The sequence below is a fragment of the Rhodopirellula islandica genome (genome assembly GCF_001027925.1).
GTDB lineage: Bacteria > Planctomycetota > Planctomycetia > Pirellulales > Pirellulaceae > Rhodopirellula > Rhodopirellula islandica.
On the sequence record NZ_LECT01000007.1, the window covers coordinates 356,727 to 377,047 of the forward strand.

The following is a 20,321-nucleotide window of genomic DNA, read 5'->3' on the forward strand; positions in this document are numbered from 1 at the left end:
GAGAGCAACCTTGAATATCGAACACCTTCTGAAACAACTCCGTCAACGATCCAACCGAGCTTCGAAGAGGGGGCGAGACGACAGCGAACGCAAGGTCCGTACTCGACGTGCTCTGAATCGACGGCGTCGGGCTCGTTTGGAATCCTTGGAAGACCGCCGTTTGCTCGCCAGTGATGTTTCTCTGTCCGGGAACACGTTGCTCGCGGTGGGAGATGACGATGTGCACAATCAGTATCATCTTCAGTTGGTCGATTTTCACGGAACCGAATCATTTCAGATCAGTAGCAACACGTTCATCAGTGAGGACGATCCTGCTCTGTACGACATGAGCGTCGACGAGAAAAAAGTCGTCGTGGGGACCGGTTCGATTTCGGGCGTGGAAATCCGTGGCGGGGCAAAAGACAACGTGTTCACCGTCGGTGATCTTTCGGGGTATCTGATCCAGCTTGATGGAGAAGCGGGGACGGATGGATATGTCTTGAAAGATTTATTTGGAACTGTCGCGGTGAATGACACCGGTGGTGCCATTGATTTGACACATTTGACATCGCCATGGACGACCAGTTTGTCTGGCGGGACCGCGACGGTTGAAGTCGATGGCGGCGCGAGCACGGCGACGATTCCAAACGCCAATGCGTACACGATGACGCCGAATTCACTTTCCTGGTCAAGTGCGTTGACGGCCATCAACGAGGGCTTGGAGGAACTGGCAAGCCTGGGTGACGAACTCGTCACCCACGATCGTTTGCTAGAGAATCAAAGTGTGTTGAATCAAAAGTCGGTGGGCAGTTTCTTGCCGATCGGCGAGATCTTTCGCGAAAAGATCGCGAATCCGGTGGCCAGCTATTTCTCGTCCGGAGGTTCACCGGAAATCAATGTTTGGGGATTGCTGGAGGAACTGCAGTCGGTGAAGGCAAGTAGCCAGTTGGGAGACGCCTTGCTGAATTGGGAGATTGACGCGGAGATCATTGGGAAGTCTGAGCGAGAGACCTTGGCACTGGAAATCACTGCTGAATTGGTGCACTCGAGTGTTGACTTGTCGTTGCCGGATTCTTTGCTGAATATGGACGGGACCCTCGAGAATAGTCTCGGTGTTGACGAGCTGAAAGCCAACCTGACAACTGGATTCACGTGGGATTTGTCGATCGGCTGGGATGTCTCATCCGTCCCATACTTTTTCGTTGACTTCACCGATGATGTCCGGGTCACGGCAACCATTGGTGACATTGACGCCGACTTCAAGCTCAACGCGGGGTTGTTGGGATTGGAAGTTGGGAAGCATGGCCCAGCGTCGGCGTCGAGTTCGTTGCAATTTGATTTCGAAACGACGCTCCCGCTGAGCGAATTGTCTTCGCTGGATGGGAAGAACGGAGGGGCCAGCGATGGAGTTGTCCAGACCATTGAATTGCAAAGTTCCGATCGAATGGAATTGCTCTCCGATGATGCGAACCCATCGGCTCAATTGGACGTCGATCTGTATGCCGTGGCGACGGGGATCAGCGGGATTTCCGAGAGCGAAGCGGTTCACATTCAGTGGAGTGACGATCTTTACAGCGAAGCCGATCCAGTTTTGTCGGAAGACTTGACGACTTCGGAGTTTGAACCGTTCTTCCAATCCGATGCGACCACTCTGCTGCAGATGGCCGAACAGTTTTCGATCTTCTTGGAAACTCTATCGGCAAAAACACTCGACTCGAACGTCGTGCCGCTGACCGAGAGTCTCACGGTGGCGGACTTGGTCGATGTGTCAGGCGTCTACGAGAATTTGGTTGTTGAACCCACTCGACTTCCGCAGCACACATCGGCGACTTCGATTTTAGCGGTCAACGGTGGGGACCCGCTCGGAACCAGTGGAGACGGCGATTCCGACCTCGTTCTGCAACTTCGAAATGGCGACAAGTATCATATCGATTTGGACTTTGGGAATCCGACGACGCTGGGGGCGGTGGTTCAGTTAATCGTTCATGCCGTCAACGATTCAAGCAAGTTGGTCGTGGTCCAAGATCCGAAGCGAGGACTGACGCTTGCCGACCTCACGTCAGGAGATCACAAGTTTGAGTTCTCTGCTGAAACGGATTCCGAGGGTGAAGACTATGCGGTGGTCGGGAACCTCGGTTTGGACGCGGTTGCGGTCGAGCGAGACGTCACCGGGGACGCGAGCGATGAGTGGGTGATCGACGTTGCTCCGGTCAACGGTCCCGCTTTTACATCGATTCAATCGTTTGCGAAACTTGCGAATGATCTGACGGCGGGCGTTGTGACTGGACTCGCGTACGATGCGGATGCGAGCGGTGGCCCGACGCTTTCTTTTGAAGTCGTGATCGATCAATCGATTGCGGATCAAAATGGAAACGCCATGTCGTTGATCGACCTGGGAGAACTGAAACAGATCGATCTGTCAGCGGGAACGATTGACGTCTCGAATGCTCGAGTCCAAATGCAGTTCCCTTTTGATTTGCTTTTGACGGAAGTCGGAAGCGACGTGGAACGGACAACTCCGTTGGCGGAACTCAACGGCGGAAGAGGCGTGTCGGTCAGCCAGGACATCGATGGTTTTCTTGCCGATTTAGACATTCGTGTTGGCGACGGAACAACGTTTTCGGTCGACTTGGATCTGGGACTTGGGATTCGTTCCCTTTCTGACTTTGGGATCGTTGACGGCAGCGGGAGTGACCTGAGTGTGATCCTGAACGATGGCAGCCATTTTGAAGTGGATCTGGCTGAAACGGTGGATTCCACCGGGAATGTTGCGGGGACGTTGGCAGAGTTGTTCGAGCTGATCAACGCATCCGCATTGGACGCTGGCGTGACGAGCGAGCAGTTCACAGCAACGATTGATGCTGCTCGGTCAAGCCTGCGATTGCTGGACAAGACAACCGGCGCATCGTCCTTTGCAGTGAGTGGGCGGGTCGCAGATGCCTTGGTCTTCGGAACATCCGTTTCGATCGAAGTGGACGGCAAGGATGCCATCCTGTTTGAAAATACGGTGGGGACACTCGGTGACTTGGTGAGCAGGATCACCGACGCGGCAGAGACCGCGGGATTAACACTGCCCGATCCCGACAACGCCGGCGCCAGTTGGGACTTCGACGTTCGATTGGTCGGTGCTGGAATTGAAATCGTGGATCAAACCACGATCGGAAGTGAGATCACGGGAAACGCCGAAACGAACACGACCGAAGATCAGCTTCACGCGACAGGCACGTTCACCGGTAAAACGCTTTCGTTCCGAACAGTCACGATCACGGGTGGGGCGGGCGAGGGGCAAACACGCACGATCCAGTCCAACACCAATGATGTGCTGACACTGACCGAAAAATGGGACGTCCAGCCGGATGCGACGTCGATCTTTCAAGTCAACAACGGGTTGTTCGTCAACGCGGCGAATCGATCGGCCGCGGCGTTTGGCCTTGGTCTGACCAATGACCAACGCGTTGATGGTTCCGAGCGGACGGTCGGTGGGGCTCCGCTGCATGGGGATACGTCCAGCCGACGATTGCAGTTGATGCAAGTATCCGAGCCGCACCTGCAGATTTCCATGGATCTCGACGAAGGCACGCAGGGTGCGGGCACAGGGATCTACGGTCCCTTGGAAGTGGCGGTTTCCGCGGTGTCTGTGAATGCAGCCAGCTTTCAAACGGAATTGACTCTTCGTGGGAAGACATTGGACCGTTTGAACTCGGGATTGGAAGATCCGTATTCGATGCTGCTTCAGGATGGCAACATCGTTTCGACCTCCGCCTTTGATCTTTCTATGCAAGTCGGATCGGACCCGAGGGTGGCCATTGACGGTGCCACGGGAACCACCTCGTTCGATGTGTCTGTCGCCAACATTTTCGACGTCCAGTCGGGCGACGAAGTGTTGATTCCGACGATGAGCAGCGACGATGATGTTCGTGCCCTGCTGCAATCGTTGGCATCCGTCACGATGGACGACTTCTTGAGCACTCTCGAATCCGTGAGCGACTATCTCTTTGAGTTGCAGACGCAGTCGAAACTGGGGAAGTCGCTGCCAGGTTTGCCCAAGTCGGTGGGCTCGATGTTGGGGTTTGGTGAGAACTTTGAGAAAAGACTGGACGAGATCCGCGACTTGCCCATCGCGACGTTGCAGCAACTTCATGCCGCGCTGAATGACACCACGCAGAAAACGACGAACACACTCGCAGGAGCGATGGCAACTTCCTTGAGTTTTGAGAAGGCGACGTCGCAGTTCCTGTTTGATTTGCACTACTTGCTGGAGCAGATCAATCCTTCGCTCCCGTTGACTCTGAATCTGACTTCGTTGGGTGACGATCTGAATGCGGCTGGCGATAACCTGCAGGCCTTGGGGCTGCGGCAGGTCGCTGCAATTGTTGACTCGTCGGGAACCAGTCTGTTGGATGTGGTCGCGGATGGTGAGATGCATGTTGTTGTCGGCATGGATTTGACGAATCCGGATGCTCCAGCCACCAAGTTGGTTTCGGATCCCGATGCTGATGAGGGAACTCGAGCTGAGTTCCATGTCAAAGCGTCATCGGCCGAGTCCATGAACTTCCCCGCCGTGCTGGGAAGCATGGCGGTCGGAGTCTTTGGTGGTCAATTTGTGTTGAATCGGGACGGTGTTGTCGGCACGTCTGATTCCGCGACCTATGAAGTGAAGTTGAAAAGCGATGTCGACGCAGCGACGGCGTTGGAGGGGGCCGCTCTCCCTGTCATCACGAAGATTGATGTCGCAGGAGAAGCCAAGGGGAGTTTCGGACTCGTGCTTCCGGAATCTGTGATCCCGCAAGACGCTCCTACTCATTTGACTCCCAACATCACGGTCGAGGTCACCAATCTAAACGACATCGCAGCGGACAATCCGAGCCGAAGTTCGACCCTGACGACGAACATGTCCGGGAATCCAGGCGAATGGGCGACGTTTGAAACGCTGACCCAGAACTTTTCGCTGACCGATTCCATGGAAGGTTTCAAACTCGGGGTTCAGCGTTTGTTTCGTGGATTGGACGATGTGTTTGACACCGCGTTGTTGGGGCAAGACCTCCCGCTGGTCGGCAAACAACTGGCGGAGGCGGCGAACTTTCTGGATCAAATCGGTGAGTCGGTCTATGCCAACCTGGATCTGCTTCCAAAATCTGGCATCACAATGGACTCCGTTCATGTGGCATTGTTTGATGCGTTTGGACCGGGTGGGTTTGGATGGCTGCAAGACAGTACCCTGCGCTCCAATCCAGACACGTTTGTCAACATCGACGATGTGGGAGTGACTCGCGAAACGATTGTGACCGCCAGTGGCCGCGAATTGGTGACCGGTGTCGAGTATCGAATGGATTTGGAGATGACTCCGGAGAGTCTGCAGTTCCCAATCGATTTGGATTTGTTGTTGCCTGGTGTGGGGCTGACGACCGAAGCCCTCGCGGATGTGAAGTTTGGCTTCAAAATGCCGCTGATCGTCGGCGTGAGTGTTCTGGATGGTGTCTACCTCGACGTCGCCTCTGACAACGAGGTGGAAATCAGTTTGGACATTTCCTTGCCCAGTCACGTGGCGAGTTTGTCCGGTGAAGCCTCGCTGTCATTCTTCAACACCGATTCGACCCAGCCCAAAATTTCGAGAGACCAAGGCAGTTGGATCTTTGACGGATTCAAGGTCGGGCAAATCATCGAAGTCGAAGGCAGTGACAACCCGGCAAACAACGACGGTCGGTTCGTGATCACTGCGATCGATGCGTTGGGTACCGAACTGACGCTGGCCGCCACCGATGAAGCTCTTGCCGCTTCCAGCCTGACAGATGATCGCGTCGTTCCCGAGGGCCCCACGACGGATATCCAGGTGCAGGTTTCGACGGTTTCGATGACTGGCGGAAACGCCGTCGATTTCAATGCTAGCCAACAGACCATCGCGCGTGGTGCCGGTAGCTGGTTGGAGGACGGTTTTCGAGTGGGTGACACGATCATTGTCGACAATGCCGGATCGAATGATGGATCGTGGATCATTTCGGCGATCGATGCCGTGGGTCGAACGTTGACATTGGAAGGAGGCCCGACCACCAATGCGAGTGGAGTCGCTGGCGTTCGGATCCGTTCCAATCAACAACATGGTTTCGATGCGGAGATGGGTGTGCTTCCCTATCGCGTTTGGGATGCGACGCCTGACCAGTCGGAGTTCACCGGGACGTTTGTCTTTGATTTGCATGGTCCTAACGAGAGCGGGAGCCAGACACGTTTGTCGGTCAACGATCTGGATTCGCAACCTGAATTCCCCGTCGCACCACGAAACGGATTCACTACGGCTCCGTTGTCGGGACTTCTCACACTGACGGAGGGCACTGGAGTTGGGCAAGAGATTGTTCTCAACGATATTTCGCTTCAACTGGAAACCAATTTGCCTCGCACGGCAGCGTTCCCACCATTCCGAGCTCAGTTAGACGTGACCAACTGGGACTGGGACCTGAGCGATTCGTTGTTGACCAAGGGGACTCCAGACGAGATCGCGTTCAACGACGTTCAGTTTGAATTGGTCGGTTTTGTGCGTGATTTTTTGGGCCCGTCTTTGACGCGTTTTCGGGCCGCATTGGAGCCCATGGACGGAGTCATCGATTTCCTGACCAGTGAAGCGATGCCGATTTTGTCCGCCTTGTTTGGACGGACGTCTTATGCGTCGGCCCCCGGCATTTTTGGTGGACGCAGTGAGGCAGGCGATTTTGCGGGGGCCGCCGATGTGATTCGAAAGTTGGTGGACGGTGGCACACCGTCACACACGGGATTCACAAACTACTTGGACCTAATTGGTTTTGCTGATTCGAAGAGAACGCTGACCGCGATCAGTGAATTGACGGGCCAGCACTGGATCGACATGGGGCGTTTTGATGTCAGTGTCAGTGAGGCGATGAGCCGAAACGCGACCGTCGAAACCATCTACGATGAGTCCAGCAACGCGGAACGATTGAAAGGTGACTTTGGGGATGCTCCGTTGCGATTGAGCGGAAGCCCCGAGCTCGCCTTCTCCATGAGTGAAAACTCGATCGAGCGTCGAAACCTTGTGTTGACTGGTCAGACTGTTAGTTGGGGGTACTCTGCGGTCACTGGATCAACACTGACTAGCAGCGTGCCTTGGTCGACCTATGGCGTAGAAGAAGGATTCACTCTCACGATCCAAAATCTGACCGGGGCCAATGCCGTCTTCAACGGCAGTTACACGGTAGGGCTTGTCTCCGGGACGACGGCTCAGATTTCGCGAGATGGATTCAATCTGGTCGGGACATCGATCTCCGTTCCACGATTGGTGATCAACGCGTCGACGTGGATCCGTGATGGATTTCAAGCTGGACAAACCATTCGAATCGATGGTGGCACCAACGTTGGAACGTACACTGTCTCTTCGGTTTCCGAGACTGAGTTGACCGTGAGTTCGTCATTCGTGGCGGAAGAGACGGTCCCATCGTCAGCAAACCCCAATGTTCGTGTGCAGAACGCGGTGGGAGACTACTCAGGATCCATCAAGGGCCAGATCAACGCGGTCCTCAACGATCCGCTTGCGTCTGCTCAGCAGGCTGCGGCCAGCTTCCTGATGACGCAGACGTTACCAGGTCGCGGAATTGGATACGGTTTTGACTTGCTGGGCGGAGTGACCCGAGAAGTCTTTTCTCCGATCGACAGTGCCCTGAAGGGATTCGACCCCATTGAGTTGCCCATTTTGAATCAGGCATTCGGGTTGCTCATCGGTGACACCACGTTTGACGGCAAGTCGGCGGCGGAAAGCAATCTGCTGCACTACAGCACGCCCGAATTGCAGTTCACGCTCTATCAAGACTTCCCATTGGACAAGAAAACGTTCTTCTGTGAAGTGCCGTTTGGTTCTGCGTTTGCCAGTTCCGGAATCTGTGACGTGGTGAGCAGCGGATCTCCCACTCCGTTTGTGTCCGTCTCATTCGAAGCACGCATGGACTATGGCGTTGCGGTCGACACTACCGGCCTCGAACTCTACCGAGACTCGGGGAACCCGGATGCGATCATCGAAGGATTTTACTTCGACGATACTGACGGCGTCGATCTGAATCCATCTCTCATTGGTGGCAATGAAAGCGGGCCTGTTGGGACCAGTTATGGACTGACCGATGTTCCGCAATCTCGGATTCTTGGCGGAATTGGCGTGGGAGTGTTCCGTAAATTTGGAACCGGACTCGGGAATCTCAAAGTCGGTGTGGAGTTGTCATTTCATACCGGACAAGATCTCAACTTTCACGATCCCAATGGGGATGGACGAATTCGAGCCAGCGAATTCGATGTCTTGACCGAATCCGCCGTGGATGAAAACGGTCTGCTGACATTTGCGAATTCTGAGAATGCGTTTGACAAGAGTGTGCGAATCGAAGTTCGCGGCGATGCGTTTTTGAAGATCAAAGCTCTGTTCATCACGATCATTGACGTTCGTGTGAACATCTTCACGATCGGATTCAATATCCCTCTGGAGAGCAAGTCGTTTGCGTCGCCTAATTTGGCGACCCTGTCGGGTGGAACCTTGCGGCTGCACGTGGGCGAATCCGATGCGGCGACGCGTGGGTATCGAACTGGCAATGTGAACGAAGCAATTTATGTCGGTTACAACCCACGGACCAATGAGATTGTCGTCTCGGGATTTGGTTCGCAATCCGAACGATTCCATGCGTCCAGCGTCTCTCTGATTGAAGCCTCCGCTGGCACGGGAAATGACCTGCTTTTCGTTCGTCCCGAAGTGACTCGTCAGGTGTCCTTCGATGGTGGAGAAGGCGACGATGTGATGTTCGGCGGCAGTGGTCCGGATGAGCTGGTCGGTGGATTGGGAAATGATTCCATCGATGGACGTCTCGGCGATGATTCGATCTGGGGTGATCTGAAAGTTGGCGCCACTGGAGGTTTGGATTGGTTGTTTGGTGGTGACGGAAGAGACACGATCTATGGCGGTCCCGGGATCGATGTCATTCGTGGTTGGCGTGACGACGATGATTTGCATGGCGGCGATGGCGATGACTTGATCGACGGCGGACAGGGCAATGACACACTGCACGGCGACGATGGAATCGATTTTCTGTTGGGGAACATTGGGCACGACACGATTGTTGGTGGTGCCAAAGATGACCGACTGGAAGGCGGGCCCGGAAGAGATGCCCTGTATGGTGAGGCTGGGGAAGACGTCTTGTTCGGTGGGCTGGGCAATGACTCCTTGGATGGCGGAGCGGACATCGATTCGTTGTATGGCCAGCATCACAATGACTCACTGCAAGGTGGCGCGGCCGACGACTTGTTGGACGGTGGACTTGGCAGCGACCAAGTGTACGGTGGTGATGGCGACGACCTCGTGTACTCACGCGATGGAAACGACCACCTCGATGGGCAGGAAGGCGATGATACCTTCAAGGTCTACTTCGCTCGTGGGAAAGTGAACTCGCTGCTTTCCATTCTCGACACAGGCATGTCGGGTGTGGATGTGTTTGACGCCATTGGGACAATCGATCCCGACCAGTTCTTGTTGCGGGCGAGCGTTAGCGGGACGAACGCGTTTGTGGCTGTTCTGACGGATCCTGGTCATTCCTCGGATGAGGCTGCGTACAACCCATCGGTCCAAAGAGTCAACTATCTAGGTGTCGAACGGATCCTCGTTCAGGGCGGCATGGGCGACGATCAATTCGCAGTCGATGACACGGCGGCGGAAGTCACGATCGACGGTGGCGATGGTGACGATGCCTTCCAAGTCGGGCAATTGTTCCGTTCGCAACGCACCGAAGTGGACGCGAATGTCTCAGTGGATGACGTTTTCGCGACAATCGAAACGACGCGTGGTTTCTTGTCCAACGGAATCAGCCAGCCGATGACCATCAGCGGTGGTTTGGGCGACGATCACTTCGTCGTTTTTCATAACCAAGCGGTTTTGACGTTGAACGGGAACGAAGGCGACGATGGATTCGAAGTTCGCGCGTTTGCGTTGGTCGGATCGCGAGAACCCGAGCGTGCTCGCACAGACATCACAGGCGGTGCAGGTGCCGACTTGGTTCAGTATGCCGTCAACGCTCCGGTCAACATCGACGGTGGCGATGGATTCGACACGCTGACAGTCATCGGCACTGAATTCGGTGACGACTTTGTGATCACGGAAGACGGTGTCTACGGCGCGGGGCTGACGATCGACTTCACGAACATTGAATCGTTGCGTGTCGACGCGGCGGAAGGCAACGATCGCTTTTACGTTAAAAGCACCAGCGAGAAGTTCTTGACAGAACTGTTTGGTGGTTTGGGCGATGACACCTTCAACTTGTCCGGCGACACACCTCCGGTCGTCAGCAACGACCTGAAGGGCCACAGCGGCATCGTCACCAACAACATGTCATACAGCAGTGACCTTCGCTATGAAGATCTGAAGCTGCATGGCGTGTCGTCCAACGTGGCGGATAACGAAGAGCCCTTTGTTGTCATTCGAACATCCAATGGCTCCACGATCGTTGGTGAAACGGGGGCGGTGGATGCAAGCGTGGTCGACTTCTACGAGGTCGTGCTCACGCAGACTCCCATGAGCGGTTTTGATGTTTTGGTCCAGGCCCTCGCTCCGCTTCCAAGCACCGCGGGACGCGAACTGGGTGCATTGGCGTTTCGTCTGAGCAGTGTGGCGCCAGGATCAGAGAAAAAGGCGGACGGATCCGCTGTCACGTTGACGTTCACGTCTGAGAACTGGTTCATCCCACAAAGGGTCGACATTCTTGCGGATGATGAAGTTCAGTTGGATACGGGGCGATTGTTCACTCGTGATGAGTTGTCAGAGTCCGACACGTTCTCCTATGACGACGCTGCTTTCGAAGGAAGACAGTCCGCCGTGATCAACCACATCGTGTCGTCGACCGCAACGACCATCGTGGGGACTCCACTGGTGCTCAGCGATTCACCGACGATCACGATTGAGACCAGTTTACCGTCCCACGAATTCGTTGGGGAAACCATCACGGTCACTTTATCGGATGGGCTGACCACTCAGACACGTCGAATCACCGATGTTCGATTGGTCGGCGGAAAGATGCAGTTGACAGTCGATCGCTCTTGGTTGGCCGGAGCTCATTTGCCGGACACGTCCAGCAACTATTCAATCGTCTTGGCTGAATCGACTGAAGCTGGGCATCCGGTCGACATTCGCAATACCACCTTCACGGTCAACGATCCCAGTGATCCGACGAACCCGTTGATCGAAGAGCCAAAAGATTTTCTTGGCCGCCAGATCACGATCATTGATGGATCCGGGGTGGGACAAAGCCGGTTCATCACCGGTGCCGATCAAGTTGTCACGTTTGCATCCAGTGCAGTCGAGATTGATCGGTCGAATCCGAAAACGTTTGCATTGCAATTGAGCACCGGTGGGGAATCGGTGACGCCAACGACCGGCGGTATGTTGAATCTGCGTTTCGTTGCTGATTTGGACTACAACAGTGAAACCATCGAAGTGACTCTGGATGGCTCGCAGTTGGACGTCTTGTTCAACGACTATTCCGGTCGCCAATACAGTTTCGTACAAGCCTCGATTCCTCTCACTCAGTCGCAATTGCAGGCTGCACTGACGGACGGACGTTTGGAACTCGGACTGAATCCGTCGGATTCAGTCAACAACCTGGATGACTACTACGAATTCAAATCCAGTGTCTCATTCGATTTGCAATTCCATATCGATGTTGTGAATAGCAACTTGGTGCCTGGGATAGGCGACGATGTCCGATTTACTCTGGATCGTGGATGGAGTCTGACGAACCCGCCGGCGTTGGACAGTCGCTATCAAATCGCCGTCGACGACTCGTTGGTCGGACGAGTTTCAGGTTTCGATGAGTCGCCGGTTGGCTTGCCGGCCGATCCATCCTTCCCCGCCGAGTTGGACACGCGAACGACGTTCGTTGACAGCGATGCCGATTTCACTGCGGTTGAGTTTGGTGCCGAAGGTCTTCGCGGCGCGACCATTGAAATTGTGGGCGGCCCTGGGGCTGGTCAACGCCGATTGATCTTGGATGCGATCGACGCGAAGACCTTGATTTTGAATGGCGATTGGCGGACGGATCCTGTTGCGGGAGAGAGCGTGTATCGGATCGCTCGATTCGATGGTTTGGCCGTTTCGAGCGTCAGTGTGGAAGTCAACGACAACGACGAAGCTGGCATCGTGGTCGACGAAACGCATGGCCTGGATCTCTCCGAGTCCACCGATGGCATTTTAGGTGAGGACACCGTGACCGCTGTGATCGAAGGCGGTGACGGAGATCAACTCGGCGAGCGTGATGTGCTGCGTTTGAAGTTGACTCGTCAGCCCAGTTTCGATGTGACGATGCGGTTGGTCTACGACGATGTTCAACTGAGTTTGCAAACCACCGACGGTCATTCCATCGCTTCCAACTCCTTGGTTTTCACCCCTGGCAATTGGGACGTCGTTCAAGAGGTGATGATCATTGGATTGGTGGATCAAATCCGCGAAGGGTTCCATGTCAGCCAGATCGGTTTGGAACTGGGTTCCAAGGATGAGGATCAAGAACTCAGCAAAGTGGACCAGTTCAATATTCCCGACACCGCCGCAGTGGAATGGGTCGGTCTGAGTGAACGTCCCACAGGAGTCACCAGCGTTGAGTACAAAGGTCAAAATCTCCAACTGAAAGACGACGCCGTTCCTGCGGGAACCGAGTCCAAACCCGTCTATGCAATTGTCAGCAACAAGATTGTCTTCTTCGCGGGAGAAGAAGTCATCAAAGTTTCTGGCAGTGATTTGGCGATCTCTTACAACTACGTGGATCCTGGATTTGGCGACGCCTTCACTCACCCAGTTCTGGTGCGTATCAGCGATGCGGACGCGCCGACCGTTTTGGTTCGAGAAACTGGTGGTTCGACTGATGTGGTGGAGGGAGCAACTCCATTCATGGTGCTTGAACTGGATGGAGATGCGATTCCAACCAGTGACGTTGTGGGCGAGACGGTCACTGTGAGTGATGGGACGGGCGTGGGGCAAACTGCCACGATCATCGCGAACGAAGGCAATCAGATCACCTTGGACACCGTCTGGGAAACCGTTCCAGATGAAACGAGCGAGCTGACTTTGATCGTGTCCGGGAACGCTGAACAGCGAATGGTTACCAGCAATGGAACGCTCGCCTGGGGTGAGGATCGCTATGAGTTGGTGCTGACATCGCCGCCGGTGGATGACGTTGCTGCGGGGCGTCGCGTTGTGGAAGCTGTTGTCACGCCGGAAGTTACCAAGACGACCCGTACCGGAGGTGTTCGGACGGATGCTCGTCAGGTCGAAATTTTCAATCTAGACGGATTGGATGCCTCACGAGTCCGAGTCGATCCTGACAATGCCAACAACCTGATTGTCGCCTTTGACGAAACAAACTGGGACGTTCCGGTTCGGATTGGCGTCCGAGTCATCGACGATCTGTTGGTCGACGGTGGTGATACCAAGGTGTTCGCTCCGGGACCGAACACGCTGAGCGGAATTCTGGGGCCTGTGATTGTCAATGGATCGGGGGGAGATGGTTCGTTGGCTGGTTTGGGCAACCCTGAGATTTTGCCTCAAGAAACCAACGTGAAGCCGGCCACCGGCGAAGTTGAATCGATTGTCGGAACGACGGTGACATTCAAGACATTGACTAGCGAACAGTTGTTCTCTGCCGGACTGGCTTCGGATTTGAGCAACGTTCAGTCGCTGGTGGGACAAACGTTTGAAGTTGTCGCGACCAAAGCAACCGATAATTGGTCGAAGGATTTTCCTTTGGCAACCGAAGGCAGTCCCCGTGATCCAGTCGTCGGACAATTCCGATTGATCACCGAAGCGACCGTGCAGGACGGCCAGGTGGTGGTGACGCTCAATGAGCGGTTTGGCCTTGGTGGAGACTTGGATTCACTGGAAGCGGGTGCTGATACTTCCAGCGTGGATTTACGTCTTTCGCGGCAAGAACAATTGCGGCTTGGGATTGCGAACGTCGGCGATCTGTACGGACGGACCATCGAATTGAATGATGCGGATGGTCAAATGCTATCGTCCGCTGTGATCATATCGGCGGTGGCTGATCCCGATGGCTTGATCACGATTGATGTGGAGGCGGATTGGACATCGATCGCGGCCGATGCCACGTCATTCTTCATTCAGTCAGACGATCTGGTCAAAAAGTTTGCGATCACTTCGGAGAGTTTGAACTTCTTCGTCAACGAACAGACCTCCGTTGACTACATGTTCGTGCACGACGAAGACAGTCCTGCGGACAGCACCGGGCATCTGACGGCGGACCGTTTGTGGGGACTCAACATGGGGCCCGATGTCACCGTGGGCGGACGCCTTCAACCCGGCGGGGTTCAGTACGGGAATCTCGAGGTGCTGCAGATCGACTTGGGACGCGGCAATAATGACTTTTACGTGTCGGGCACGCACAAACGCGCCGATGATCCGACGACCGCAGAGGATGAAACATTCCAGACCTGGACCATCATCAACGGTGGGGACGATGTCTACTGGCCGGACCATGGCCTCGTAGACGATTGGTCCTGTAGCGGTGGAGATGTCGACCACGTGCCGGGAACTGGCCGCGAAGGCGATCGGTTCTGTATCGATGTGAATGCAGAGAGCGTCACCGACGTGGTGACGGGATCGGTCTCTTCGGCCAGCAATGCAGTGGAGACGGCGCTTGCCAGTTTGGTGGATACTTCAGCCCCGTTTGGCGTGGACGATGGGCTGGTCGGAATGGAATTGACGATGACCAGCGGAGATGGAATAGACCACTCCTACACCATCATTCGAAACACGGAAGACACCATCTCTCTGCGAGGAGACTGGATTGATCTTCCTAACGCGGAAGACACTTACACGATCACGGATCTGGCCGACGGTCCGATCGCGATCAACGCTCAAGGTGGTCACGACCGTGTTGATGCGTCGGCTTCGACGCTTGGAGTCGTGGCGTTTGGTGGGCTCGGACGTGACACCTTGATTGGCGGTTCGGGAGACGACATTTTGTTCGGTGACCGCGGGCGGGTGGACTATTCCACGGCAGCGGATGGGGATGGGCAATCCACCATCGTGACTCGTTTGGGGCACGCACCCCAGCCAGTTTCAGGTCATGCAACTGGTGGGTTTGATGAGTCGGGGAATCTTGTCGATGGGAATGCGTTGTTCCCCGTGGCTGATGGATTCGACATTGGGCTGGTTGGTTTGATGGTCGACATCAACAACGGCACCGGGTTCCTGCAGACCCCGCGATTGATCACCGTGAACGACGAAAACACGCTGTCGATTTCTCCTGATTTCACCGAGACGCTTGATGCGACCAGCGAGTATCGGATTTCGACCTATCCCGAGGATCAGACCGATGGGATCGTTCGCGGTCCAACTCGCTTGATCACCGTGGATGACCTCGAAGGCGATGTGGACACGATCAGCGGTGGTGCTGGAGCGGACCAGATCTTTGGTGGTGCCGGCGACGACGATGTCTTCGGGGAAGCCGGTGATGATGTCATTTTGGGTGACACGGGTGTGATTAAAAGAGCTCCGCTTGATGCGAATGCGACCGGGACGGTGATTGCCAGTGCCCTTGATTTGGTGCAGACGAAATCACCTGATGCTGGCGGCAAAGATCTGATCTCAGGCGGGGATGACAACGACATCATCTTTGGTGGCTTCGAGTCGGACTACATCAATTACGATCGAGCCGAAGTCGCTGGTGTTGGGGAATCGGGCAACGACATCATCGTGGGCGATGGTGGCACGGCTGATTTTGATGTCGATTCGGGGGCTGCGATTCTGATTGAGGTCTCCACCAACGAGCCAACCTTCGGCAGCGATGACTGGATCACCGCAGGTGCGGGCGAAAAGATTTTGTTTGGCGGTGCGGGCGACGATCAGTTGCTAGCCGGTAGCGACAACTTGCCCGACATCATCATCGGAGACGAAGGAACCGCGACGTTCGATGCCGGTACTGGTCTTCGGGTTCGCATCGCGACGCAGACTGCTGACATCGGCGGGAACGATACGATCACCGCTGGAGACGCACTGAATATCCTGTTGGGTGGCAGTGGTGACGATCTCATCACAGGCGGTGATTCGCAGGACGTGATCTTTGGTGACAACGGGGAGATCCAGTTCGATGCCAGCGGCATTCGCAAGCGAATGATCACCACCGATCCGACCTTTGGGGGTGTGGACACGATTTTGGGACAAGGTGGCAATGACATTCTGATCGGCGGTGCCGATGGAGATGTGATCTCGGGTGGCTCCGAGCACGATGTGATTTTGGGTGACCACGGTGAAGTCGATTTCACCCGCCCCGCCGATCGCAATGTGATCAGCCGCTTCATCGAACTGACCGATGGCGGTGGGAACGACACGATTGACGGAGACGATGGCGACGATTTCATCTGGGGCGGACAAGCCGACGATGTCATTCGTGGTGGTGCCGGGCAGGATGATTTGGTCGGCGGCCACAACGTTCCCTTCGGCAGCGACGGTGACGACACCATCGAAGGTGGTGATGACGAGGATGCTTTGCTCGGTGACAACGGCATCATCACTCGCGAGTTGATCGGGACCGAACTCGGTACCTGGACGACATACCTGGCTCCCTTTGACCACGTTGTGGTGCGTGAGTTGCAACCGTTTGACGATCTCGATTTGGTTGGTGGCAACGACATTCTGTCTGGCGACGCTGGAATCGATGTGATTCTTGGGCAACGCGGAAATGACTTGATTCACGGCGGAACGGACGATGATGAATTGATCGGCGGTTTGGGGGCGGACACCATCAATGGTGATGACGGGCACGACTTCATTCTCGCGGATGCGGGACAAATTCTCCGAGATACGAACGAGGACGGGACGCCTCAATTGAATTCCGATGGCGTCTGGCATCGCGACATCCTCACCGAGCGAATTGCTCGGGTGATCGACATCATTCCGCTCGGGCCAACCGGTCTGATCGACGCACCAGCCGATTTGATCGACCGGTTGTTGGATGCCGACCAAGTGGTCTTGGCCAGCATGCACCTGCCGTCTGGGCAATTGCACACGAACTCGGAAGGCATCAGTCAAACGGTTGCGTTGCTGCTTGATCTCGTCGACGCGGACGACGACACGGTGGACGGCGGTGATGGCAACGACATCGTTCTCGGGCAACGTGGCGATGACGATCTTCGTGGTGGGCTCGGCGACGACCTGTTGATCGGTGATCACGGCATCAACGTCGCTCCTTACGAGACCGATCTGCCTCAGATGATTGACGCGACGCGTCTGATTGCGGCCGTGTCGGGCTACGATTCGCTATCAGGGATCGAGCTGGATTTGCCAGGCTTGGGGCATTTGATTGTTCCTGACTTTGTGGCCGAACCCGGTGCTTTGGTGGCGGAGCGACCTCGCTGGGACCGCGTGACGGACATCAACGCAGCGTTTTCCAACTGGGCAAACGACGACCGAATCTCGACGATGGACAACTTGCGTTTGTCTGCCTCGGTGATGCTGACACCCGATTTTCTCGGTCACACCGATGTGTTGAGTGGAGAGGATGCAATTACCGGCGAAGGCGGCGACGATTGGATTGTGGGCGACCAATGGATCGTCAACAGCGACCTGCAGTCCGGAATCGCACCGGTTGATGAAGCCATCGAACGCGTCCAAACAACCATCGCGGGCATCATGCATGCCCTGGAGTCAGCCTCTTTGGACCGTGGTGTGGTTCAACATTCGATCAACGCTCAACCGGTGGTTGAACGTGATGTCTCCATTGCGAGCGATTCGCTTCAAGGTGGCGACGGTGCGGACACCATCATTGGTGACAATGTGGTGGTGGAACTGCCTTCGACGCAAGCCATTCCTGGTTCCGGAACGGTTGCCGAGAACGCGGCGGAGTTGTTGCGGCGACTGGATGTTTACCGGACCCTCTCGGACGATGCGATTCAATTGGTCTCTCGCGGTCACCTCGACTTGATTGATCAATTGCTTGACGATGCAGAAGCCGCGCGACCGACGTTGCCTGTGATCGCTGGCAACGACGTTCAGTACGTTCAGCACTACCAATTGAAATTCGGCGATGACAGTCTCTTGGGAGATGCAGGAAGCGACACGATGGTTGGTGGCGATGCACTGATGATCGCTCCTTACGTCACCGGCGAAGAGGGCGACTTCCCCGATTCGCAAGGTGCCGTTGGACTGGACCCTGACTCACTGCGTGCTCTTGAGCAGAACCTGTTCGAACAACTTCGGTTGCAGCAAGTCGATCTTGACGAACGTCACCAGTCGCGGCTGATCAACGTCGCTGAGGAGCTCGCTCGGCGGCCATCGCTGGATCGGATCGCTTACGTGCCGACCTTGGACCGTTCGATCGACAACGACACCATCGAAGGTGGTGAAGGCAACGATTTCATCGGTGGCGATTTTGGCGTTTTGGTGTCACCTCTGCTCCGCGACACGCCCGCGGATGACGATGCACTGCGTGATTTGGACCAGCACGTTGAAGCCATGTTGGATCAAATCGCCAATCTGGATCGACTGGATCATGCGACCAGCTTTGATCGCAGCGTTGGACGTGAGGCTCAAGCCGCCTCGACAACCGATGCGATGGCTCCCGAATCGCGTCACGTTCAAATTGGCGGCCAATGGACCTTGGGGCAAGACACGCTCCAAGGCGATGGTGGCAGCGACGTCATTCTGGGAGATCATGCCTCGATGGTTGCTGCGATCACGGTTGACGATCCCGCTGCTTTCACCTCCCTGAGACGTTCGAATTACCATCTGGAATTCATCGACGACTCGATGCGTACTTTCCTAGAATCATCCAGCCTGGATGGAGTGACCGTCTCACTGCAGGGCGATCACATTCGCGGAGGTGATGACAATGACATGTTGATGGGGGCGGTCGGGGCCGACGACATCGATGGTGAGCAAGGCGACGACACGATCCTGGGTGGCAACGGTTTCGACACGCTTGCCGATGGTCTGGGGAACAACTGGATCCGCAATGATGGTGGCAACTATCCGAAGTTGGATCCGCAGGAAGAGTTGGGTGCGTTCCGCTTCGACAACATGACTTCCGTGAACAAGCAGCTCTTCCTCGATGCGGCTGCGGGAGCGATCGCCCCGGTGGGTTGGCAAGTTGATTCTGGTGGAAACGAAAATGATCCGGGCAATGGCGATCCGGATGATCCGGCAGTACCGACCGAACGGGACGTCGATTTCGATGGAGACTTCATCGCTGTCACTGGACAACCCATCAGCTACTCGGCAACATTCGAGTCCCTGCCCGATGGTGCAATCGTCAGCTATCTGTGGGAGGTCAAGGATTCTTCCGGAGAATTGGTGCAGACCGGTGCGGGTCAGTCCGTTGTGTTCACCTTGCACGTCGCCGACGACTACACCGTGGAAGTGGATACGGTGGACACCAAAAACGGTGCGGGCACGATGACTCATACGTTGAAAGTGCTGAACCACCGACGGAAGTCCGACGACGACGCACCGGGACAGTTCATCTTGATATTTGGTGGGACGGAAGGCGACAACGACATCCGTTTGAAAGACGTTCGTCTGGAACCAAATTCGGTTGAGGTTCGAACGCGAACTGGACGCAGCTCTTGGACCCGCGAGATCTTCTCTGACATCAGCCGAGTTGAAGTCTATGGTGGCGATGGGAATGACGATGTCTCTGCCGATCGTACTCTCACCATTCCGGTGCGGTTGTATGGCGGAGCCGGTGACGACGAGCTTCGTGGTGGTGCCGGCAACGACTTCCTCGATGGTGGAGCCGGTGATGATCGACTGAATGGCCAGTCAGGCAACGACGCCATTGTCGGCGGCTATGGTGCTGATCGAATCGACGGAGGCTTTGATGACGATCTTCTGATCGCCGATGCCATCGACGAAATCTCTGCGGATCGATTGCTCAGGGATTGGTCCAATTCGTCGCTGACTCCTGCCGACCGAATGGCGAACTTGGTCACTGATCTGTTGGATGCAAAGATTGCCGACGGTGCAGTGGACGATTCCGATGGGGATCGCGGGACCGATTGGGTGTTTGGTCAGTCCATCGACACGACTCACGCACGTCGTGGTGACGAGGATCTGCAGACAATCTATTGATGCGAAACGGTTTTCGAAAGTGAAGAGAAATGCCGTTTGAAATGTATAGAGGCTCAGTGTGAATGGGGGTGCGGGAGTCTCCCCTGAACCGACAGGGATCTATACGTTTGGATTGATTGAAAACTCGTTTTCACGCGTTGAGAACCGGCGCGAGAATCTTGGAATCGGTGTAGACTGGTGAGCCGTTGAAGGCTCGATGTTTGACGCATAGAACCACTGAAGGGCGTTGTCGACGCCGCAGGGG

1 protein-coding gene is annotated in these 20,321 nt (G+C 55.5%); it reads left to right on the forward strand.

The window, feature by feature from the left end; all coding sequences use genetic code 11:
• The first annotated feature begins 10 nt into the window (after positions 1-10).
• A complete protein-coding gene (locus RISK_RS04210; RefSeq protein WP_150122479.1) occupies positions 11-20,077 on the forward strand; it encodes a calcium-binding protein in 20,067 nt (6,688 codons plus the stop codon).
• Positions 20,078-20,321: the final 244 nt, after the last annotated feature.